The sequence below is a fragment of the Acetomicrobium hydrogeniformans ATCC BAA-1850 genome, from assembly GCF_000160455.2.
Lineage (GTDB): Bacteria > Synergistota > Synergistia > Synergistales > Acetomicrobiaceae > Acetomicrobium > Acetomicrobium thermoterrenum.
Window position 1 is genome coordinate 1992298 of sequence record NZ_ACJX03000001.1, and the last position, 22590, is coordinate 2014887.

Annotated in this window: 19 protein-coding genes, 1 pseudogene and 1 riboswitch; all 20 genes and pseudogenes read right to left on the reverse strand. The window is 45.9% G+C overall.

All coding sequences use genetic code 11. The features are described 5' to 3' along the window. On the reverse strand, positions 1–702 hold the full coding sequence (gene trsM / locus HMPREF1705_RS09945; protein WP_057940991.1) for a DVU_1556 family methyltransferase: 702 nt from the start codon (positions 700–702) through the stop codon (positions 1–3). Continuing rightward, positions 702–917, reverse strand: coding sequence for a DVU_1557 family redox protein (locus tag HMPREF1705_RS09950; RefSeq protein WP_057940992.1), 216 nt, complete (start codon positions 915–917; stop codon positions 702–704). Before HMPREF1705_RS09950 ends, trsM begins: the two co-directional genes overlap by 1 nt. Then, complete coding sequence (locus HMPREF1705_RS09955) at positions 914–3124, reverse strand: pyridine nucleotide-disulfide oxidoreductase/dicluster-binding protein (RefSeq protein WP_057940993.1); 2211 nt, start codon at positions 3122–3124, stop codon at positions 914–916. Before HMPREF1705_RS09955 ends, HMPREF1705_RS09950 begins: the two co-directional genes overlap by 4 nt. Positions 3125–3207: 83 nt before the next feature. Beyond that, positions 3208–5937, reverse strand: coding sequence for a molybdopterin-dependent aldehyde oxidoreductase (locus tag HMPREF1705_RS09960; RefSeq protein WP_057940994.1), 2730 nt, complete (start codon positions 5935–5937; stop codon positions 3208–3210). A gap of 319 nt (positions 5938–6256) precedes the next feature. Continuing rightward, a riboswitch (molybdenum cofactor riboswitch) is annotated at positions 6257–6375 on the reverse strand. Positions 6376–6558: 183 nt separating this feature from the next. Continuing rightward, the gene (locus HMPREF1705_RS09965) at positions 6559–7005 is read right to left on the reverse strand and encodes a hypothetical protein (protein ID WP_057940995.1); all 447 of its coding nucleotides are present in this window, start codon (positions 7003–7005) and stop codon (positions 6559–6561) included. Between the two features lie 3 nt (positions 7006–7008). Continuing rightward, positions 7009–7824, reverse strand: coding sequence for a DUF3100 domain-containing protein (locus tag HMPREF1705_RS09970; protein ID WP_057940996.1), 816 nt, complete (start codon positions 7822–7824; stop codon positions 7009–7011). Between the two features lie 34 nt (positions 7825–7858). Beyond that, positions 7859–9058 (reverse strand): M20 metallopeptidase family protein, encoded by a 1200-nt coding sequence (locus HMPREF1705_RS09975; RefSeq protein ID WP_040349005.1) that lies wholly within the window; start codon positions 9056–9058, stop codon positions 7859–7861. 21 nt (positions 9059–9079) lie between these two features. Beyond that, on the reverse strand, positions 9080–10345 hold the full coding sequence (locus HMPREF1705_RS09980) for a serine hydroxymethyltransferase (protein ID WP_057940997.1): 1266 nt from the start codon (positions 10343–10345) through the stop codon (positions 9080–9082). Positions 10346–10556: 211 nt separating this feature from the next. Then, on the reverse strand, positions 10557–11234 hold the full coding sequence (locus HMPREF1705_RS09985) for a GntR family transcriptional regulator (RefSeq protein ID WP_009200913.1): 678 nt from the start codon (positions 11232–11234) through the stop codon (positions 10557–10559). A 209-nt stretch (positions 11235–11443) separates the two neighbouring features. Further along, entirely contained in the window at positions 11444–13111 is a 1668-nt protein-coding gene (locus HMPREF1705_RS09990; protein ID WP_009200912.1) for a formate--tetrahydrofolate ligase, read from the reverse strand. A gap of 34 nt (positions 13112–13145) precedes the next feature. After that, positions 13146–14336 (reverse strand): M20 metallopeptidase family protein, encoded by a 1191-nt coding sequence (locus HMPREF1705_RS09995; protein ID WP_009200911.1) that lies wholly within the window; start codon positions 14334–14336, stop codon positions 13146–13148. Between the two features lie 53 nt (positions 14337–14389). Next, positions 14390–14539, reverse strand: a complete 150-nt coding sequence (locus tag HMPREF1705_RS11185) for a M20/M25/M40 family metallo-hydrolase (protein WP_262349495.1) — start codon at positions 14537–14539, stop codon at positions 14390–14392. Beyond that, positions 14537–14761 (reverse strand): annotated as a pseudogene (locus tag HMPREF1705_RS11190) (alanine racemase C-terminal domain-containing protein); the annotation flags it as partial. The gene HMPREF1705_RS11185 and the pseudogene HMPREF1705_RS11190, both read right to left, overlap by 3 nt. Positions 14762–14992: 231 nt before the next feature. After that, entirely contained in the window at positions 14993–16168 is a 1176-nt protein-coding gene (locus HMPREF1705_RS10005; RefSeq protein WP_009200909.1) for a M24 family metallopeptidase, read from the reverse strand. Between the two features lie 12 nt (positions 16169–16180). Beyond that, the gene (locus HMPREF1705_RS10010) at positions 16181–17416 is read right to left on the reverse strand and encodes a Glu/Leu/Phe/Val family dehydrogenase (protein ID WP_009200908.1); all 1236 of its coding nucleotides are present in this window, start codon (positions 17414–17416) and stop codon (positions 16181–16183) included. Positions 17417–17462: 46 nt separating this feature from the next. Next, on the reverse strand, positions 17463–18647 hold the full coding sequence (locus tag HMPREF1705_RS10015; protein WP_009200907.1) for a M24 family metallopeptidase: 1185 nt from the start codon (positions 18645–18647) through the stop codon (positions 17463–17465). Positions 18648–18743: 96 nt separating this feature from the next. Then, a complete protein-coding gene (locus HMPREF1705_RS10020; RefSeq protein WP_009200906.1) occupies positions 18744–19475 on the reverse strand; it encodes an aspartate/glutamate racemase family protein in 732 nt (243 codons plus the stop codon). Positions 19476–19547: 72 nt separating this feature from the next. Next, the gene (locus HMPREF1705_RS10025; protein WP_040347928.1) at positions 19548–20591 is read right to left on the reverse strand and encodes a TRAP transporter substrate-binding protein; all 1044 of its coding nucleotides are present in this window, start codon (positions 20589–20591) and stop codon (positions 19548–19550) included. An 84-nt stretch (positions 20592–20675) separates the two neighbouring features. Beyond that, a complete protein-coding gene (locus HMPREF1705_RS10030) occupies positions 20676–21956 on the reverse strand; it encodes a TRAP transporter large permease (protein ID WP_009200904.1) in 1281 nt (426 codons plus the stop codon). Continuing rightward, a complete protein-coding gene (locus tag HMPREF1705_RS10035) occupies positions 21956–22567 on the reverse strand; it encodes a TRAP transporter small permease (RefSeq protein WP_009200903.1) in 612 nt (203 codons plus the stop codon). The genes HMPREF1705_RS10030 and HMPREF1705_RS10035 overlap by 1 nt, the downstream gene beginning before the upstream one ends. Positions 22568–22590: the final 23 nt, after the last annotated feature.

The following is a 22590-nucleotide window of genomic DNA, read 5'->3' on the forward strand; positions in this document are numbered from 1 at the left end:
TTAACTTGCTGCCCTTTTGGCGTCATCAATCTCATATCGCTCTTTTAATGTACCTTCATTGCCCACCTTTTTGCACAACCACAGGCCGTAACTCAAGCTACAACACGTCTTTATAGGTGCTTCAATGACGCCTGCCCACACCAGTTGGGCAGTACATTCCCGGAGCAGTTTGGGATAAGCTTCAAAGAAAAAGACCTCAAATCCATGGATCCTGAATGCTTCGTTCAATTCAAGTGCTGACCTGGCTCCGCTTGCACATGAACCGTCGAAGGTGTGACTGTCGAAACTGCGATTGAGGGAAAAGATGTCTGTTATGCCCAAAATTGCCTCTTCCTTTAAGACTCTTGCAAGTTCTGACAAGGCTGGCGAAAGCTCCTTTTGCTGCGAGAGGACGCACTCGCAGATCACGCCGTCAAAACTGCCGTCTTCGAAGGGCATGCCACACAAATCTCCGCGTACTGTCGGCCCCTTTTGCATTGCCTTTGAGAGCAACTCATAAGATTTGTCTAGTCCTACGGCGTCCAAACCCTCTTCAATCAAAAGTCTTAGCGTTGCACCTGCACCACAGCCTGCATCAAGCACCTTGGCCTTTGGGGGAAAGTTGCACAAGTGTATCAGTCTTCTTGAGAGTGCTTCTCCTCCCGGGTGAAGCGCTTCGCCCATGACCAAATGCCACTTCGGATGTTCGTAGGGCAAAGACATTATTTGTCCTCCAATATCTTTTCAACCTCGAGCATCTTACCCACCGCTAATGACTCCGGCACCAATATGAATCGGCAGCGAGAGCAGGCAGGAAGCTCTATCTCGAAGCGGTTACCGAGATAGAGCGCCGCAACCTTGTGCGGCGTAAGTTCGTTGCCACAGCTGCACCTCCAGCCTGTCTGTTCGTGAAAACCGAGATCAGTTTCCTTGCTCATGACATCAACTCCATGACCATCCTGTGGCTCCAGGCGTTGATGATCACAAAAGAACGATCATCCTCGCTGAATTCCACCCAAAAAGTAACGTTTCCTATTCTCGAAGAAGCAAGCTTGGTGCCCTCGGGAGAGATGAGGTGCCTTCCCCCGGAAGAGGCTTCCCACAGAGTTTGCTTTATATCGCTATCGATGATATGACGATCTTCAAGTTTTTCGCGAACCGCGTCAGAGACGAATATGGGCAGGGCATCCCATGGCTCTTGAGGTAGGTCGCAAGGCCCAAGCAGTTTTAGCCTAAGGGACTCCCTGTTCTGCTGTCGTTTGGCGTAACCTAAACGCTTGTTTTCTACAGGAGGGGGAAAGAGGATGTCCAAGAGATGTAAGACCGTTTTCCCTGACCCGGAAAGGTTTTCGCGGCACATGGCGCAATAGGTCAGAAAATTATTTTTGCTTTCTTTAAGCCTGCGTAAGACGCCCTCGCGGGCAAGATCGGGGTCGGCCATAAACTGAAGGCCGCCGTAACCGCAGCAGCGCGTGGTTTCACCAGCAAAGAGGAGCTCTTCGTAAGGTTGTCCCAGGATTTGAAGTATTTTTCGAACTGACTGCCTCCAATCCGGTTCGTGGCGGGTAGTGCAAGGGTCATGAAGGGCAAGAGTTTCCGCAACAGGTCTTGTTTCAGGTAACCCCTTTTCAAGTAATGCCTGCCACAATGAGACCCTGGGCACATTAGGTAAAAAATGCTTAAATACATCATTGCAGGATGAACAAGCCAAAATCAGCATCGGGTTTCCCAAGGATTCGATAGTTTTCTCAATGTTTTTAACGACCTCATCTGCTTTGTCTCGCCTACCTGCCCACCATGCGGGAGCACCGCAGCACCCGAGCATTATGCCAACATGGCCGTCGAACGTCTCCTTTAGAAAGTTTGCGACTCTTTCTGTCTGATCCGGCATGGCGCCGCTCAACTGACAACCGGGAAAGAAGATGGCCTGCGTCGTCTTTGCTCCGCTTCTAAATCCGGACGACCTTGGAGAGTTGGCGTGTTCCATATCGAGGAGTGCAAACTCATGCACTGATGGCGGCATTATGTTTTGTTCCACCATTTGCTCTCGCGCGAAGCGACACAGGTCAGCCATCGAAAAATCGTTGGGGCAAAGGACCTCGCAAAGTCCGCAAAGCGAACAGGAATTTATCATTTTATTGGCGCTGTGGGTGCCTTGGACTATTGCGAAATTGTTATATATTTGCCTGGCGTATACCTTCGGATAACCCTTATATTTTTCCAAGAAAGCACATTCGTGCACGCAATATAGGCACTCGCACTTGATACAGCGTTTCGCTTCTTCTATAGGGTCATCTCGGGGAGAAAGGGATCGTACCCCCTCAAGTGGGGTATAAAGTTTCGTAAGGACTGAGAACTCCTTTTCCCTTCCCGACAGTAGAGATGTTCCCTGCAGGTAACGGTCTATAGTGTTTGCTGCTCTCTTGCCGTCAGCCGACTCCCAAACAGGCGAAGGTTTATCGCTACGAGGAAAACCGCCGGCAAACAGTCCTTTAATGGAAGTTTCATAGGTTTGGGGGTTTATTTCTTTATTGTCTACTCTATCTGACCAATCGGGGTCGTCAATGCCTATATAAACAGCATTTCCCTCTTCAATATCACTTCTTATTGGGTCTTTTTCTTGAGACCGCGTTATTCCCATTTGAATTAAGGTTTTCCAAGCATTGACAAGAATTTCTTGAGGTAAAACTTCCTCCGGTAAGGATAAAAGTCTTCCGCCGAGAATTTCACCGTTAAATACCATTTGTACAGTATAACCCTTTCTTGCAAGCTCAAAGGCGCAGGTTAACGAAGAAAGTCCACTGCCGTAAACGGTGACAGACTTTACCTTTGAAGGAAGGCGAAGTAGCATTCCCATATCCTTGGAGTTTTCAAGACAAAATCGTTCAAGTCTTCCGATAGCAATAGAACCTCCCTTTTGAGATAGGATGCAGGCATCTTCACCGGGATGATCGCAGATTCTGCCAAGAATGTCTGGCAGGGGCATCGACCTTGAAAGTATTTTCCTCGATTCGTCGAATTGTTCCTGCCCTATAGCTGCGCAAAGGGACCTTACGTCTACTTTAAGAGGACATGCAGCCTGACAATAAGGAAGTTCCTCTTGGATACAGCGTTGTTCGAAATTGGTTAAGTCAAGGCGTTCCATAAGCTCTCTTCCTCCTCAAATGCTTGAACATGCTCACCCAAGGTTTGAATAAATCTTGGGTGAGCGCTCATTAACACTTCTTCTTAGACATATTCGCCTTTGAGGCCGGCGAGTATCTTTTCGGGTTTGGCAGGCAGACGGTGGACCCTGACTCCGCAGGCGTTGTAAATGGCGTTTCCTATAGCGGCATGGGGGCTTGTGAGGGGTAATTCTCCTACTCCTGCAGCTCCAAAGGGGCCAAACTCCCGGGGGTAATTTTCGAAGTAGACTATCTCTATGTCATCTGGGAGATCCTTAGCGTAGGGGAACCCTCCCCCGATGAGGGAAGAATGCCTTTTAATATCCTCAAAGTCCTCCGATAGAGCAAGTCCGATTCCCTGGGCGATCCCTCCGTAAATCTGGCCATCGGTCACCAGGCGGTTATTGACTTTTCCGATATCAGCCATCAAGGTCATCTTGTCCACGGCAACCTTGCCTGTTTCGGTATTAACCGAAACCTCGGCAAGAAAGACTCCATACATATAGACGACGAAGGGCCTTCCCTGACCCTTTTCGTCGCAGGGAACGCCTGGAACTGAATATTTACCAACGTACTTCAACGGTTTACCGGCACTGACGGCTTCGGCGTAGTTCATATATGTCCCATCGGGCTTCCGTAGGGATTTGAGCATTTCAGAACAAGCGATCCGAATGGCGCTGCCGGTCAAGACCTGTGAGCGCGATCCGCCGGCAGGTCCCGAGTTAGGTGACTTTGACGTATCAGGCCAGGTGAAGTGTATTCTGTCAGGCTTAATGCCCATTGGACGCAGCGCTTCATGGGCCGTTCCCACCACGCCCATATCGGCTCCTTGGCCATGATCTTCCCATGCTTGAACGATGGTGACAGTATCATCGGGATTCAGAACAGCCCAAGCCTCGGAGCTGTCGGGGCCGTCAAGGCCGCAGCCGTAGCAGGCCAGTGAAAGACCAACGCCTTTTTTGATCTTATCGGTGGATTCCTTCTTAGCCCTTTCTTTTGCCTCCTCGTACCTCGGCTTGATGGCTTCAAGCATCTCAGGATAGCTGAAGACCTCAGGTTCCTGCCCGCTCGGATTTGTGGAACCCGGACGATAGCAATTCTTGTAGCGTATCTCCCATGGGTCCATGCCGATTTTTTCGGCCAGTTCGTCAATGAGAGATTCCGAAGAGAAAAGGGATTGCGGAGAACCGTAAGCCCTGAAGGCTGAACCCCAAGCATGGTTGGTGCAGACCGTCTGTCCTCTACCCCTGATGTTGGGGATGTTGTAGCCTGCTCCCATGAACTGTGCGCCCCTGAGCGTGAGCAAATCCCCAAACTCCGAGTAAGGCCCGTGGTCCACTATGTAGTCCGTTTCCATGGCAAGGAGTTTGCCTTCATCGTCGGCAGCGAACTTGATATTCACAAAGAAAGGAGATCGCTTTCCAGTGTAAGTCATGTGTTGGAAGTAATTGTACCGGAGGAAACAGGGTTTGCCCGTCGCAAGGGTAGCTGCTCCAACCAGCGCTTCCATGGTCGGGCTGAACTTGTATCCAAAGGTGCCGCCCATGGGGTTCGATACGAGCGCAATTTTATCGGGCTCTAACCCGAGACCAGGAGCTATCATAAATAGATGTAGATGAGCGCCAATGGTCTTGGAGTGAATCTTTAGAACGCCGTTGTCGTCAATGTAGGCGAAACCGACGTCCGGTTCTATTGTCATGTGAGGCTGTCTTTGCACGTAGAAATCGTCTTCCGCGACATATGGGGCCTTCTCAAAGATGGGGGCCGTGGGCTCACCTTTCTCCAGGTTTTGGACGTAGTAGACGTTTGGCGTGCCTGGATGGATCTCAAGGGCGTCTTCGGCCATGGCTACCGGAGCGCTCATGTAGGCAGGAAGCACTTCTAGGTCGACCTTTACTTTTTCTGCAGCAGCACAGGCGTTTTCGTAGGTATCAGCACAGACGATCGCTATGGCATCTCCAAACTGGAAGACCTTTTCATCGCAAAGTATCGGGCGATCCCATCCGTCTCCCTTATTGGTCGGGAATGTGATGAGCCCTGTTATGCGATTTCTGCCCTTAATATCCTTGTGTGTAACCACTTTGTAAACACCTGGCATCTTTTCGGCCTCGGAAGTATCGATGCTTTTGATATTGGCGTGGCTCACCGTTGCCTGTACAAGCGCCAGTTGCAGCGTGTTCTTTGGCATCTTAAGCCCAAGGTCAGCACCGTAATCCAGCGTACCTGTGGCTTTGGCCACAGCAGTGGGTCTTGGGTAGGTTGTGCCCCAAATTTTTCCGTCTTTAGGCATCTTGAACTCCAGCTCCGACTCGTCCATCTCTCCCCTAAGGACTTTAGCTGCATCCATGACAGCGTTGATTATGGGGATGTATCCTGTGCAACGACATGCATTGCGGTTCTTGTGGAACCACTCCCTAACTTCTTCGCGTGTTGGAGAGGGGTTGCTGTCTAAAAGGACCTTGGCCGAGATTATGAAACCAGGATTGCAGAAACCGCACTGTGTTACCCCGTGCTTAACAAAGGCCTTCTGGATTGGATGCATCTTTTGAGGTGCGCCAATTCCTTCGATGGTAGTTATGGAATCTCCCTCGTTGAGCTTATCGACCTTAAAGATACAGGAACGAACAAGTTTGCCATTCAGGATTACGTAACATGAACCACATTGTCCAGTCCCGCAACCGACCTTCGTTCCCGTCAAGTCTAACTGCTCACGCAAAACCTTTGCCAATGAGTCCTTGCCATCGACTATAATGTTGCGTTCTACCCCATTGACAAAAAAATGCTTTTGGATCATTTCATATCACTCCTTCTCTTTCATCACGCAGCATCATCCAATTTCATCTAAAACAAATAGAGTAAGGGAATTTTCGACACTTTATACACTCTTGCAGTTTTTGCACGTCCGCACTCACATGAAATCTAAGAAAAATTCTTGACGATTGACGACCCTATACAACTACTGACTGTTAAAAGTGATTTTTTGCTATCACCTCTTTCGTGAATAAGTACTTGGGTGCCGGTGAGGTATAAAGATAGTTCAAGGAATGTTTATCTCTGACGGGATTTCGCGGATGCCTATACTAAAAAACTACCCCCTTCCTTCTGGGAAGGGGGTAGAAATATCACTTCCTCCTTTCCAGACGGGAGGCCTTTTCGTTTCCAAAAAGACCCTTTTGGTCAATGCTCATAGGCAATTGCCCTTAGAAACATTGACTCGGAGGCTACATAAATACAACCTTATCATTTCTATCACAAATCATACTAAATATAAAAATAAATGTCAATTAAATTAGTCGTCTGACGTAAAATCAAAGTGAAACAGCACTCATGCTTCATTTGACATGTCGAAAGTTTTATAATTTGCCCTTTTCTAATTGTTTAAAGATCTATTAATTCTTTAAATACGCAAACGGCTTTAAATCTCCCCGATGATCTTCAAGACCACCTGTGCGATGACGGTGGAACCAACGTATGTACCTATGAAAACGACAAAGGATACAATTAAAATTCTCCACCCCGTCTTTTTTAGTGTACCCAAATCTTTCCCAATGGAAATGCCCGCGTATGCAAGTATCGGCGTAGCTAGTGCTAAAAAATTAACTTTTTGAGCCCAGGCATTAAATATAGCCGAACCGGGAAATCCCGGAATGGTAATTATGCATCCTATGGTGACTATGTAGGCAACAGCGGGGATTTTAACGGGAATTATCTTTGAACATATGACTCCAAGTATGCTGATAGCGATCAAAAAAACCATCCCCGGAATGGCCTCAATCATCGGAATGTTAGCTCCAACAAAATTACCTACTAAGGTGATAATACCAATAATTATAAGGACAACTAGAACTTCTCCAGTCTTCATAGGCTAACCCTCCTTAACGGCAGATGTGCTTGGATAAGTGCCATATTTGATTTTATAGAATTTCTGATACATCCACTCTGTCATAGGTAAGGCCAACCATAAAGACATATATACGCCGTCCAGACCGCTTAACATGTTGCTTGCAGCTCCCAGGGCCTGGATTTTATCGGCTATTTCCGGAAACATGGCGCTCAAGGCGCCAACGGAAGCTGTCATCATGCTTGCGCTTCCTATCCCGGAGGCCATGGCTAAGGCTAAAGGGTGAAAAATTCCAATTGCAGCAGTGAATGTCGCCATTAGTCCAAAGAAAATAGTCCCAAAGACTGTTCCGCAGATGTAAACTCCCATGACACCTCTTCCTTCAGGGGTATCCAGTCCATACACATCTCCAATTAAGGCTACATTTGGCTCCCTTGCTATCGAATGGGCAGCTCCTATAGTTTCTCTTCTTAGCCCTAAGTACACAGCTATAGGTACACCCACAAAAAGGGTACCCAGGTTTCCAAGTTCTTGTAATATTAAAGCAGGACTTGTCCTAAGTATCATCGGGATGTTTGGGCCGACTGTAGTTCCATATTTTGCCATCAACAACATTAAGGTTACTCCGACTAAACTTCCGGCATCTACCATATCCTTATGGCTGGCCAATTTTAAGAATTTGGGACCGAGAAAAATACCCATGATAAGTGCATATAACATTGGCAATAAAACAATTTTCCCCGGTCCGATGGCAAATGAGAAAGCACCAATCCACTCGGCTATTATTACCAATATCAGTGCGAGAAAATGAATTTTCCAATTTTTTATCGCCGCAAGCATGCAAGTTTCCTCCTCTTAGATGTTTTATGGATAATTATTGTAGTTGATTACCCAGTTTTTCCAAAGCAATAACAACAGACACTGCAAAAAGCGCAGCTCCTCTCCAAAGGGAATCCTCATCTGCTTTGAAATGCGGACTGTGCCATGGGTGCATAGCATCTATATCGGGATTGCCCACGCCCAACCAAAAATAACATCCAGGAACTATTTTCTGATATAGCGCAAAATCCTCACCTCCCATCGAGGGAATTGGTTCCACTATTCCGTCTTTGCCAAACACTTCCAAGGCTGCCTTAGTAACTATTTCTGTAGCATTAGGATGATTAATGACGGGAGGGAGATCTCTGCGATAATTAAATTCGACCTCACAACCCAAGCTCGAGGCCGTATGTTCTACCGTCCTCTTCATTAAACCTTCGATCATATTGCGAAGTTTCTCGTCGAATGTCCTTACTGTGCCAGCAAGCTTTACCTCATCGGGAATGACGTTGTTTGCCATTCCGCCATTTATGCTTCCAAAGCTTATGACCGCTGCCTTTTGGGGATCTACGCTTCTACTTACAATAGTCTGCAGGTTCATGACTATAGAAGAAGCACATACTATAGGATCAATTATCCTATGGGGATAGGCAGCGTGACCTCCCCTTCCTTTGACTGTTAGGAAAGTAGAATCTACAGCAGCCATTAGAGGCCCCTCTTTTATTCCCACCTTACCCACGGGGATTTCCGGGTTGTTATGCAAACCGAAGATCATGGATACCTTGGGATCTTCGAGTGCACCATCGTCTATCATGGCCTTCGCACCCATATTTATTTCCTCCGCAGGCTGAAAGAGGATTTTGATATTTCCCTGAAGATTATCCTTAAAAGAAGCCAATATCTTAGCAGCGCCCAATGCGCAGGTTACGTGCAAGTCGTGCCCGCAGGCGTGCATCACTCCGTCGTTTTTCGAAGCATAGGGAAGATCTGTCATTTCATTTACGGGAAGGGCATCCATATCAGCTCTCAACGCAACTGTAGGGCCGTTGCTCGTACATTTTAATAACGCAACAACTCCTGTTTTGCCAACGTTTTCTTTTACTTCATATCCCAATTCCCTCATGTAATCAGCAATTTTCTTTGCCGTCTCGAATTCCTTAAAACTGAGCTCGGGATATTGATGAAAATCCCTTCGTAAATTTTTTAGCTCTTCAGACAAATTTTTACTGAGCTTTATAATTTCATCCACATACATATTCAACCTCTCCCTTGTTTGTTATTTGTTCGCGCGTAAGGCAAGCTCTGTTTTGGTCATGTAAAGTGGATGAGCCATACAAATGTCGCGCACTTCGTGCTTAAAGACGGTGATATCAGCCTCGTCATTGCTTTCTAGTACCTTTACGACGAGCTCTGCCACTCTGCCAGTGTTACTTTCGTCAAAGCCCCTGCTGGTGACAGCGGCAAGCCCTATGCGAATTCCGCTTGTGACCGTTGGCTTCTCGGGGTCGTAGGGTATCATGTTTTTGTTGACTGTTATGCCAACCCTTTCGAGCTTGCTCTCAGCCTGAGCGCCCGTCATTTTCTTGCTTCTTAAGTCGACCAGCATGAGGTGGTTATCTGTACCTCCGGAGACTATGTCAAATCCGTGAGTTTTTAGCACATCTGCCATGACCTTTGCGTTTTTGACGATCTGGGCGCTGTAAGCCTTAAATTCTTCCGTCATGGCAAGCTTAAATGTCAGCGCCTTGGCAGCCATTATCTGAGGGATTGGGCCTCCCTGTATCCCCGGGAAGATGGCCTTGTCTATGCTTTGAGCGAACTCCTTTTTGCACAGTATGTTTCCCCCGCGAGCTCCTCGAAGGGTCTTGGTCGTAGTAAAGGTAACGAAATCGGCGTAAGGAACGGGAGAAGGATGGACTCCGCCGGCAACAAGCCCCGCTATATGGGCCATATCGACCATGAGGTAAGCTCCAACCTTTTTTGCGATCTCAAAGAAGCGCTTGAAATCTATTATTCTCGAGTAGGCGCTTGCCCCGGCTATTATTAACTTGGGTTTTACCTCGCAGGCAATGCGCTCTACTTCATCGTAATCAATCAATCCAGTATCTTTGTCGACGCCGTAGCTATGGGACTCGAAAAACTTACCCGAAATGCTAACGGAAGCTCCGTGAGACAGATGTCCTCCGTGGCTCAGGTTCATGCCAAGCATCTTATCTCCAGGATTAAGCACTGCCATGAATACTGCAAGATTTGCGTTGACGCCCGAATGGGGCTGAACGTTAGCATGCTCAGCACCAAACAACTTTTTAGCACGCTCGATCGCGAGGCTTTCTACGACGTCGATGAACTGACAACCTCCGTGATAGCGCTTGCCTGGATAGCCTTCGGCGTACTTGTTGGTCAGCAACGACCCTTGAGCTTCAAGTATAACTTCGGGAACGAAGTTCTCCGAGGCAATTAGCTCAATCGTCAGATTTTGCCGTTCCTTTTCCCCTTCTATTGCCACAGCTAACTCCGGATCAATGAAGTGGATGAGGTCCAATGCAATTCTCCTCCTCTGTAATACGAACAATTTCTATTAATATGATAAAAATCTTTTTAATTATTAGTTGCATGATAAGGGAAAAAACATGGCAGGTCAATGATAGGAAGACATGATAATTTATAATTATTATTTTCACAAGCAAAACAAACTTTACTGTTAAATAATGTATATTGCAATTGAGGAGAAATGCGTTATTATTAATTTAAACCTAAGAAATATTATCACTGTATTCTCGATTCAGAGAAAGTATATGTTTAACTAACATTTTTTTTGCTCTGTCGAGGTCTTTATGTTTTAAACTATCAATAATGTCATAATGCATAACTGCAGAAAGCTCAATGTCCTGCTCCATTATAAGATCTTGCATCATGGCAAGCCTCAACTGGTAGTAAAGATCACGGAGGATCCTATTACTCCATTTTCGGCCTGATGTTTCCCATAGGTATTTATGAAATGTTATATCGTATTCCGAAAATGCGCTTATTTTCTTCTCCATAGGCTCATCGGACCGCGCAGAGGCAACCATATCATCTACAATTTTTCGCAAATTGGAGAAATCCTCTTCGGTGAGCATGTCCTTTTTGATTAAAATTTCGAATACCCGCGATTCGATCATATATCTGATGTCGAGAATTTCCATCATATCGTCGTGATCGAAATTGGGTATAAAGGTGCCCTTTCTGGGTACATAGATCAATAAACCCTGGTTTTCCAGTTCCCTTAGGGCTTCGCGAACCGGTGCTCTGCTTATATTAAGCCGTTCAGCGATTTCGCTCTCCTCGACGTGCTGGCCTTTGTGATATTTGCCGGACCACAGTATTTCTTCTCTTAAAAATTCGGCAACTTTTTGACTTAGGCTCTCGTGCGTAAAGTTTCTATTCTCCATCTTTAAAACTCTCCCTAATTTAAATTAAATTAATTATTGTCGATTGTCGTTTTTCCCTCCTATTGTATATAATAGCATTTAAATGCAATAACCTCAATTGGGGGGCAACATCTTAATATTTTTAAAAATACAAAAACTTTGAAGGTTAAATTTGAACCCCACAAACATACCGGGGAAGCCTCTGCTTCCCCGGTATGTTTATTTTGCACTTAAAACAACCCCGTTATGTTTCCCTCTTCGTCTATGTCTATGGACTCTGCGGCAGGCTTTTTAGGAAGGCCCGGCATGGTCATTATGTTACCGCATATGGCAACGACGAAGCCGGCCCCCGCCGACAGCCTCACTTCCCTTACCGATAGCTTGTATCCTTTAGGCCTTCCAAGTTTTTGAGGGTCGTCGGATATGGATAGCTGGGTCTTCGCCATGCAGACGGGAAGGCCGCCGAAGCCCTTTTCCTCCAGGTTTTTTATGGTCTTTAAAGCCCCAGAGGAGTATTCCACGTCGTCTGCTCCATAAACTTTGGTCGCTATGGTCCTTATCTTTTCCGTAAGGGGAAGGTCTAACTCGTAGAGGGGTTTGTAGCTTTTTTCCTCTTTCGTAGCCTCAAGCACCTTCTTTGCCAGATCTATGCCTCCCTCTCCTCCCTTCTCCCACACCTCGGAAAGGGCTATACTGGCGCCTCTTTCCTCCGTAGCCTCCATGACCATCTCTATCTCCCCATCGGTGTCGGAGGCGAACTTGTTTAATGCCACCACTACGGGAATGCCGAAGTTGGAGAGTATGTCGAGGTGGGCTTTGAGGTTTTCAAGGCCCTGGGATAGCGCCTCAAGGTTTTCCTTGGAGAGGTCTTCCTTTTTCACCCCTCCGTGGTGCTTTAAGGCCCTGACGGTGGTGACCAACACGACTGCCGAAGGGGAGAGGCCCGCAAACCTGCAGACTATGTCGAAGAACTTCTCCGCTCCCAGGTCGGAGGCAAAGCCCGCTTCGACTACGGCGTAATCCCTTAGCTTCAAGGCCATCTTCGTGGCTATTATGGAGTTAGTGCCGTGTGCTATGTTGGCAAAAGGTCCTCCGTGGACGAAGGCGGGCACGTGTTCTATGGTCTGGACCAGGTTTGGGTTTATGGCCTCCTTAAGGAGGGCTGCCATTGCGCCGTGGGCCTTCAAGTCTCCTGCTGTTATCATATTTCCCTTTTCATCGTAGCCTACGACCACCTTGGAGAGGCGCTCCTTTAAGTCGGCAAGATCGCTTGATAGGCACAATATGGCCATCACCTCGGAGGCCACGGTGATGTCAAATCCCGATTCCCTGGGAAATCCGTTCGCCCTCCCTCCAAGGCCTATGACCACGTTCCTCAAGGCCCTCTCGTTCATGTCCATGGCCCTCCTCCAGGTTATCTCCCTGGGGTCTATCTTAAGGGGGTTTCCCTGGTGCAGGTGGTTATCCAACAGGGCTGCAAGCAGGTTGTGGGCCGTCTCCACGGCGTGTATGTCTCCCGTGAAGTGGAGGTTTATCTCCTCCATGGGAAGTACCTGGGAGTAGCCTCCTCCCGCAGCTCCTCCCTTAACGCCAAAGCAGGGACCAAGCGAGGGTTCTCTAAGGCATAGCATGGCCTTTTTGCCTAGCTTCACCAAAGCTTGAGTAAGACCTACCGTAGTGGTAGTCTTTCCCTCCCCCGCAGGGGTGGGGGTGGTTGCGGTGACAAGTATGAGCTTGCCGTCGGGCCTTTCCTTTAAATCCTTCATGTAGTTTACGTCCACCTTGGCCTTGTAGTGGCCGTAGGGGAGCAAATACCTTTCGGGTATTCCTAAGTCTTGTGCTATCTCCCTTATGGGTTTTAGCTTTGATCGTTGGGCTATTTCGATATCGGATAACATGGGATCTCCTCCTTGTAAAATAGTATTATGCTATTTATTCTTTCCTAAGAAAGGCTATAGCCGTTCTTATGTGCATTTCAACCCCAATTGGCAGTACATCCTCGTCAATGTCAAAGAGAGGATGATGATGAGGGTAAATTATGCCTTTTTTGGGGTTTCCCGCTCCAACAAAATAAAAGCAGCTGGGAATAATTTTGGCGAACTCGGCGAAATCCTCTCCCGCCGTTCCTATGTAACTTGTGATGTTTTCAGCGCCCACTACATCTTTAGCAACGCTTGAAACCAAATTCGCCATCTTATCATCGTTGATCAGGGTAGAATTGCTGGGGATAAACTCCAGTTCATATGTGCACTCATGCGCCTCGCATACCTTTTTTAGTATCCTTTCAAAACGAACGAGAGGCTTTTCGGGACTTTCGGAGCCTCCCTCGTAGAGATAGCGAATTGTGCCGCCCAGATCGATGTATTCCGGTATGACGTTTGTAGCCGTCCCGGCATTTACCAATCCGAACATTATCAGGGTAGGTTTTAAAACATCTATTTCCCTGGTTTGTATCATCTGCACCGATTGAATGAAGTCTGCTGCAGTCAATATTGGGTCGATAGCCGTATGAGGAGCCCCGGTGTGTCCTCCCCTGCCTTTTATCCTGACCTTGAACTCGTCTAAAGCGGCCATGACCGGTCCGGCAGATATTCCCATCTTTCCGCTTTCTATGGGAGTCCAGAGGTGAATCGCAAAGGCGCCATCAGGATGTGGGTCATCTAGGGCTCCCTCCTCGATCATTTGACGGGCACCGGCTACTTCCTCATTAGGCTGAAAGAGAAACATGACCCTTCCAGGGATTTCCTCTTTGTGGTGCGACAATATCTTCGCCGCTACCAGCAACATCGCCATATGTCCATCGTGTCCGCAGGCATGCATGATTCCTTCGTTTCGAGAGCGATAGGGTACATCGTTTTGTTCTTCAACGGGCAAAGCGTCCATATCTGAACGAAGCATCACCGTTTTGCCTTCTTCTTTGCCTTCTAATATAGCTACAACGCCGGTGTGGGCTATATTTTCCCTCACATCAAGCCCTAATCGCTTCAAATATTCGGCTACCCTTTTCGAAGTCCTTTCCTCCTTAAATCCGAGCTCGGGATACATGTGAAAATCCCTTCTCAATTCGATGAGCTCATCTTTTAACTCATTAATCTCATCTTTGAGTTTATTTAGGAGATTCATCTTAGACCATCCTTTCTATACTATAAAATATTAAATTTAGTTATTTAAAAATTCTAAAGCTGTTCTTCGGTTGAAAAATCAAACTTTATTTTCCCTTTTATTTCAGATCTATATTTAGATAAGATCTTTGCTGCGATCAAAAGAATCGCGACATGTACGTCATGCCCACAGGCATGCATTGCTCCATCATTATTTAATAACAAAGCAATTTCTTCTGCTGCAATTAATTCTTTCCCTTGCCTTCCTAGAAATACAACTTCGTCCCCAATTTTGGGATTGTTTATATCAGTTATATCGATCATAAACTGATCCATGCAGATATTGCCTATTATTTGACAACGCCGTCCATGTAATAACACATTACCTTTATTTGAGAGCTGTCTGGATACACCATCTACATATCCCATGGAAACTACTCCAATTACGGTAGGCCTTTTGTTCCAATTGGCACCGACTTAATGAAAATTAGTTTTTGCTTTAATTGACATCGTCGGGATTAACTCTCCTTTAGGGTTCACAGCCATTTCTGGACAAGGATATAGGCCATTATGTTTAATGTCACCATATGCCTTAGTTTATACATCTCCCAGGCAATTGTAGGTATTTATGTATGCCTGGGAGATATCTGATTATGTGCTTTAAACTATCAAGATGCTCTACTTGGTGAAAATTTTGCGCGGGAAGTTTAGGAACGTCTCGCACCCCTTTTCAGTCACCAAGAAGGGTTCGCTGCACTCAAACCCAAACTCATCAAGCCAAATACCCGGCATAAGGTGAATAGTCATTCCCGGTTTCATTATGGTCTTATCTCCAGGACGTAGGCTTACAGTGTGCTCGCCCCAGTCGGGGACGTAATTTAAACCAAAGGCGTAGCCGAGCCTCGAAGGCTTGACTACTCTGGAACCCGATATGGCTTCCCGCCACTTTGCCTCGATCTCCTCTGCTGTAACGCCCGGTTTTATGAAATCAAGTGTTTTGGCAATGCCATCGATCACGACATCTGCTATTTCCTTGAGTTCCTTGGGCGGATCGCCTATATAGACCGTTCGTGACAATGGGCAATGATACCTAAATCTGACACCGCAAAGTTCGAGGAGAACGATGTCACCTGGTGCGTATTTCCTATCGGGTTTCCAGCCCAGGTGAGCCGCAGACGTCCTTTCGTTGGAAGGCATGATAGGGAATATCGCAGGATGATCCCCAGTAAATTCATCAGTGCCCTTTATCATGGCATGATAGACATTTGCAGCTGCTTCGCTTTCGAGTCTGCCAACTTCTATGGAGTCAATGGCAGTTTTCATGACGTGTTCACAAACCTTGGCCGCTTCTTTTATGTACTTTATTTCCGCAGGTGATTTAATAGTTCGGATCCAGTTGACCAGGCTTGTAGCATTGTGAAATTTTGCTTGCGGTAGTTCTTCTCGCAGCACATCCAGACACTGCCCCGTAAACCAGTAGTTGTCCTTTTCAACTCCTATATGTCTTTTTTCCCAGCCCATTTCTCGCAGTATGTCTGCTACGAAGCTCATGGGATGCTTGAAGACATTTTGGACGTAGTCGTCTGCGTAAGGTCGTATGTTGTCGTGTTTCAACCAAGTGGTAAGCTTTGCACCGTTGGCGTCCATTCCCCGACCCCACCAGATCGGCTCGTCGTAATCCAAAGCGATTACCAGCCCTTGATGGACATAGAAGGACCAACCATCGTAACCGGTCAGGTAATTCATATTCGCAGGATCGCTTACGATGAGGACCTGGATGCCCTTTCGGAGCATGCTTTCTTTGACTTTACGAAGCCGTTCCTGATATTCGGAAACTTCAAATATCAATGCCATTTCTTTCACCTCCTAGCTCCATCCCCTTAAGCGCATGGCCTCTGCTATTTTCCTCAAGGCGTAGGCCCATGCAGCTGTGCGACGCGTTACTTTCAATTCTTGTGCAATCGATGATATTTCTTTATAGGCGCCGAGGATCCTCTTTTCAAGCATCTGATAGACCTTTTCTTCTTCCCACCAGTCGTTGCTCAATCCTTGAATGCGTTCAAAATGACATACTATGGCACCCCCCGAGTTTGCCAGGACATCGGGAATGAGCCTTATACCTTTACGCGACAATATCGCATCGGCTTCCGGAGTCGTCGGCCCGTTTGCGGCTTCCACGACTAGCTTGGCTTTTATCCTGTCGGCGTTATCTTCGGTGATGACGTCCTGTACAGCTGCCGGTATGAGGACATCCACATCCAATTCAAATATCTTTCTGCTATCTATAGACTGCGCGCCGGGAAATTCAACGACCTTACCTGTTTTTTTGACGTATTCAAGCAGATTGGTTATGTTTATGCCTTTGGGATCGTAAATTGCTCCGTATATGTCACTGACACAAAGGATCTTGAACCCCTTTTCAAAAAGCATTTTTGCCGTTACGCTTCCTACTTGACCGAAACCCTGTATGGCAACTGTCGTTTTATCGAATTCAAACCCCAGGTCCTTGCATGCCTCGAAAGTACATAGGGCAACACCTCGTCCTGTAGCTTCATATCCACCCTTAGACCCTCCAAGGGCTACTGGCTTATCATTGATTGCGGCGGGGCTGTGCATTCCTGTTATTTGCTCGTATTCGTCCAACATCCAAGCCATCTGTTCTTCTCCTGTGCCTATGTCGGCTCCCGGAACATCGATCATAGCTCCCTTGGGAACCAATCTCCTAATGAATCCGCGTATCAGACGCTCATATTCTCCTTTGCTCATTGAATATGGATCGGCTTTGATGCCGCCCTTGCCTCCGCCGGCAGGAATGTCTCCTATGGCGTGCTTTATGCTCATGAACATCGATAGAGCCTTTATCTCCTCGGGTGTGAGGTCCGGTTTTACCCTTGTTCCATCCTTGCAGGGTCCCAAGGCGTCGCAGTGGTGGGAACGATAGGCTATAAACAATTTCTTATCCCCATTGTCCATGCGAACGGGAATGGTGAATTCTACGAAGCGCATAGGGGTGCTCAACCTTTCTGTTATCTCCGGCTCGAGGTCAATAGCCTCAGCTGCCACTTTTAAGTAATATCTTGCGGTTTCCCATACGTCTTTCATGCTACATACCACCTCTTCATTTATTATTTAGAATGAATTGTCATTATCACTTCTTAATGAAAAGCTCCTCGGGAAAATTGATCAACTTTTCGCACCCCTTTTCGGTTACCAAGAAGGGCTCGCTGCATTCAAATCCGAATTCGTCTAACCATATCCCTGGCATGAAATGAATTGTCATACCGGGTCTAAGTATTGTCTTATCGCCCGGCCTTAAACTTACTGTATGTTCACCCCAATCGGGCACATAATTTAAACCGAAAGCATATCCGACTCTTGAAGGTTTTTCTACGCCCGTTCCTTCCAGACATTTTCTCCATCTCAATTCCACCTCTTCTGCCGTAATACCCGGTTTAATAAAATCCAGAGTCGTTTGCAATCCATTTATTACAACCTGGGCGATTTTTCTAAGTCCCTCGGGTGGCTCTCCCAAATAGAGGGTGCGTGAAAGAGGTGCATGATATCTAAACCTGCAACCGGAAAGTTCCAGCAGTACAACATCACCTTTTTGGTACTTTCTGTCTGGATCGAAGGTTAGATGAGCTGTAGACGTCCTGATGTCGGAGGGCATTATTGGAAATATCGCGGGACTATCACCTCCGTATTCATCGACTCCAGCGATTTGAGCGGCAACGACCTTGGATGCCGCGTCCTTCTCCCATATGCCGATGTCGATTGCATCGATGGCGGTCTGCATCACATGTTCGCAAATTCTAGCGGCCTGCCGCATGTAGTTAATTTCTGCTGGAGATTTTATTGTCCTGACCCAGTTGACCAAGTTCGTGGCGTCTTTAAAGACGGCACAGGGAAGCTCTTGGCGCAGAACATTCATCGATTTGGCCGAATACCAGTAATTGTCCATTTCGACGCCTATGTTTTTGTTTTCATATTTGAATTCCTTTATTAAATTTGCAACGTAGACCATTGTGTGAGTGTATCGGGATTGAACGTAAAAATCGGGGTATCCGTGAATATGTTCTTCATCAAGCCAGGTGGTAATGCGGGCGCCGTTGCTGTCCTGCTGGCGCCCGAACCAGTGTGGTTGATCATCTTCTAATGTGAGCAAAACGCCCTGATGAACGTAAAAAGACCACCCATCGTAACCAGTGAGATAATTCATATTTGCGGGATCGACAAGGAAAAGAAGTTCTATCCCGTTAGCATCCATTCTTTCTTTGACTCGTCTTACCCGTTCTTTGTATTCTAAAATATCAAATCGCAAAACTTTATGCATTTCAATTCCTCCATTTTCATATAAATATCTAAAAAGAGATATTTAAATTTATATTACGATAAGATTATATATTTTCTGTTTGGCAAATTTCATTAATTACATATACCCTTTAAAGTTGCTTTTAATAACAGCAGAATATACGTAATCGATCATAGTTATATAATCAAAAACAGGAACGTTGACGACTTCTGATACAGCCTTCCCATAAGGAGGAAGGAGACTACATTCGAGCAAAATAGCTGACATATTTTGAGTTTCTTCATTTAATTCTCTGGTTGTTTCCACGACCTCTTTTTCTAACTTCTCGGTATCGAGGAAACCTGCCTCATCTATGACGGATTCCTTGAAATGTCTTTTATTTTCTAAACCCTTTATAATTAAACGATCTGTAAAATTTATGCCTGCTGCACCAAATATATCGGCCGTAAGGGAGGCGGAGCTTGCAGTAATTATCCCAATATTCGACCCTGCAGGGATTATTTCTTTGATAAAGTGAAGTTGTATTAGGCTCGATAAAAAAACAGGAATATTCATCTCTTCTTTTAGTTCCTCCTGAAATAAGGCCAAAAAACCGCAATCTCCCGTTATGGCTTTAACTCCTTCTTGTACGAGTTTTTTCGAAGCCTCGAACACTTTCTCTTTGACCGATCTGTCATGATCAAAAAGATGCCTGTGGGTCACTCCCTCTATCCTCTGAAAACGCACGGGATAGCTATAAGTTGTCGCATTTGCTACATCCCCCGGAATGAAGGGAACGTAATTTTCTATCAACAAAATTCCTATCGCTTCTCCGTAAGAAACCTGATCGCCTTTGACTTTATAGATCATTTTTTAGATCCCTTCTCGCTTTTTGTAGGGGATGAAACCCTTGAGATCCCATCCCCCAATATTGCATTACATCTATTTACCAAACATTTCCTCAGCTTCGGCGATTTCTTTCAACAACTGGTCGAGAATTTGCTTTCCGGTATCACCAGACATTTCGATGTACTTATCGATGACTGGTTTAGTTAGATCCTTAAAGGCTTGACGCTCCTCTTCTGTGAGCTTGATGACCTGGATTTGAGGGCGTTCCTTCAACATCTTTTCCAGTCGCTCTTCATTTAATTTGGCCTGTACGCCCCAAATGTATTCGATACAATCCCTGGCTGTTTGCTCTATAACTTCTTGTTCTTCCTTTGGCAATGACTCAAAGAATTGTTTATTCGCAACTACTGTCGCAAAAAATGGCATTTCTTTCGCTTCGATAAAGTAGTCCTGTACTTCGTAGAAATGCATCTCCTCGTGAGCGAAATAGGGCTGAATGTTGCCTTCGATCATGCCAAGTTGTAATGAGCTGTAGATATCTGAGTAAGGCACCTGGATTGGGTTGGCTCCATAAGCTTTGTAGGTCTCCGCAAGGATCGGGTCGCCCATGATCCTTATCTTAAAGTTTTTCATATCGGCAGGCGTTCTTATCGGTTTATTGGCTGTCCATATTTGCCATCCTTCGGTCAAGGCTGCAAGAAGTTTTAGATCATACTTCTCGTATTCAGCGGCCAGCATTTCGTAAATCGCCTTGCTGTGCTGTGCCACATATTTATTCACCTCAAGATTATCCGACCAAATAAAGGGAAGAGAGAACACTCGCGCGGCCGGGATGAACGTTCCGAGATGTCCAGGTGTAGCAAAGCAAAACTCGAGCATTCCGTTCATCGTTAATTCTGAAATGTCTTCGCTAGTGCCCAAAGCTCCATAGGGATAGATAATAATTGTCACATCTTGAATTTGCTCTTCTACCCTCTTTTTGTATTCCTGGGCGTAGTGATCTTGAACGCTTCCCTGAATCTCCTCCAAGGCGTATTTCCATTCGCGAGCTGCGTACGACTCATTTGGAAGTGTTAAAAACATCACCGACACCAGAAAAACACCCAGTACCATCCAAATCAATGACCTTAACTTCATAATTTCCCCTCCTCTTTTCTTCATTAGTATTTTTACTTAATTAACATTAAAGAAATTATATTTTTTCGATCTCACCCCCCACGTTTACCTAAAGGCTAAGTCCCTGAGATAGAGAGCAATGTCGGGGAATAAAATGACCAGCAACGTTGCAAGGATGTAGAGTATGAGGAAAGGAGGAATTCGCCTTACTACTTCAATATAGGGCCTTTTGAAGACGGCCATTGCCGTAAAAATGTTGCATCCAAAGGGAGGAGTTACGGCTCCTATTGCCGCCTGCATCGTGACAATTACTCCTACCAATATGGGATCGATCCCAAGCCTTGCGACCCAAGGCGCGAATATGGGCGAAAGCATCATGATGGCTACGATAGAATCGACAAACATGCATGCAACGAAATAAGATATGGTAATGATGATTAGCAGCTTGAATGCTGTCGGATCTTCTCCAAGAAGTGGGGGCAATATTAAATCGGGGATTCTGGTAAAGGCTATCAACCATGAGAAAGCTGCCCCCATGGCGACTAAGATAAAGACCACAGCAGTGACGATTCCTGTAGACAATGCTATGCGATAATAGTCTTTGACCTTCAAATGTCTATACACGAAGGTTTCGACCAAGACAGCATATAAAACGGAAACCGCTGCTGCTTCGGTAGGACTAAATATTCCCGTATAGATTCCGCCTAGAATTATGAGGGGAAAACCGAGGGGAATCAGTGCTTTTTTAAGCGAGTTCAGACGCTCTTTCCAGCTAACCCTTTCTCGTAGCTTGATGTTCATTTTCCGCGAAGCAAAGTAACAATGTATGGAAAATAAAATGAACACAAGCAATCCCGGTCCAATGCCTGCAATAAAGAGTTCCCCGACGGAACTTCCCGTGACTACTCCGTAGATGATCATTGAAATACTTGGAGGTATGAGTAGGGCTATTCCTGCTGCGTTTATAATCAATGCCATGTTGAACGAATCATCATAACCATCTTCCAACATGAAGGGCCTCATAGTCTCTCCGATAGCTACCACCGTTGCCTGACATGATCCTGAAACCGCACCAAAGAAAGTGCATGCAGCGGTCGTCGTTATCGCCAAACCGCCTCTTAAATGGCCAAGGAAGTCCATGACAAAGTCTATAAGCCGCCTCGCTACCTGCCCTGTCGTTATGATGTCTGCTGCGAATATAAACATCGGTACTGCTATAAGAGCGAGAGGTCTTATCCCTCCAAGTATCTGTTGAACCAACATACCTGGGTCAAAGGCTGGCAGGTAGAAATGAATGACGAGCAGGGGGGCAACTATTAAGGGGACCATCATCGGGAAGCCTAAAATCAGCAAAAGCAGCATGGAACCTAGCATTACCAGCAGCATTAGGCATCGCCCCTTTCTAGGTCCTGTCTTTCCCTTACAGTCAGGTTTTCTTCTGTTTTGACGCCTTCGCTTTCTTTATTTGAATTAGGAACGTCTTCATACTCGAATTTAGATTCAAAGGAAAGCCAGGTTTCTTTGACTGTGAGGTTTTTAATGAATGTCAAGGTATATTGAATACCCGTTAGGAAACACCCTATGGGAACTGCGCTCCATACAATATAAAGTGGAAACTGCAAAATTGGGCTTACCCTGTTTAACGCAGCAACTCTAGCGACATATTTATAGCTCAAATAAGTCAAATAAAACATTAATAGGGCTGTTCCTATGGAAGTGACCAAAATAATAGCCTTTCTTCCTTTTTCGCTGGATATATCGTAAAGGAGGGACATTCTTATGTGCTGTGCCTTCCTGGCTGCATAACTAGTACCGAAAAAAGTTACAAATATTGTTAAAAATTGGCTAACTTCTTCGGTAAAATTTATGCTCGTGTTGAATAAGTTTCTTGCCAAGACATTCGATATTAATATTATTGCCATCAAAATTATGCTGTAAGCTATTATCCACTCCTCGATCTTTTTTAAACCTATGTTAAACAAGCGAAGGAGTTTCATCCTTCCACTCCTCTCGGAAATAA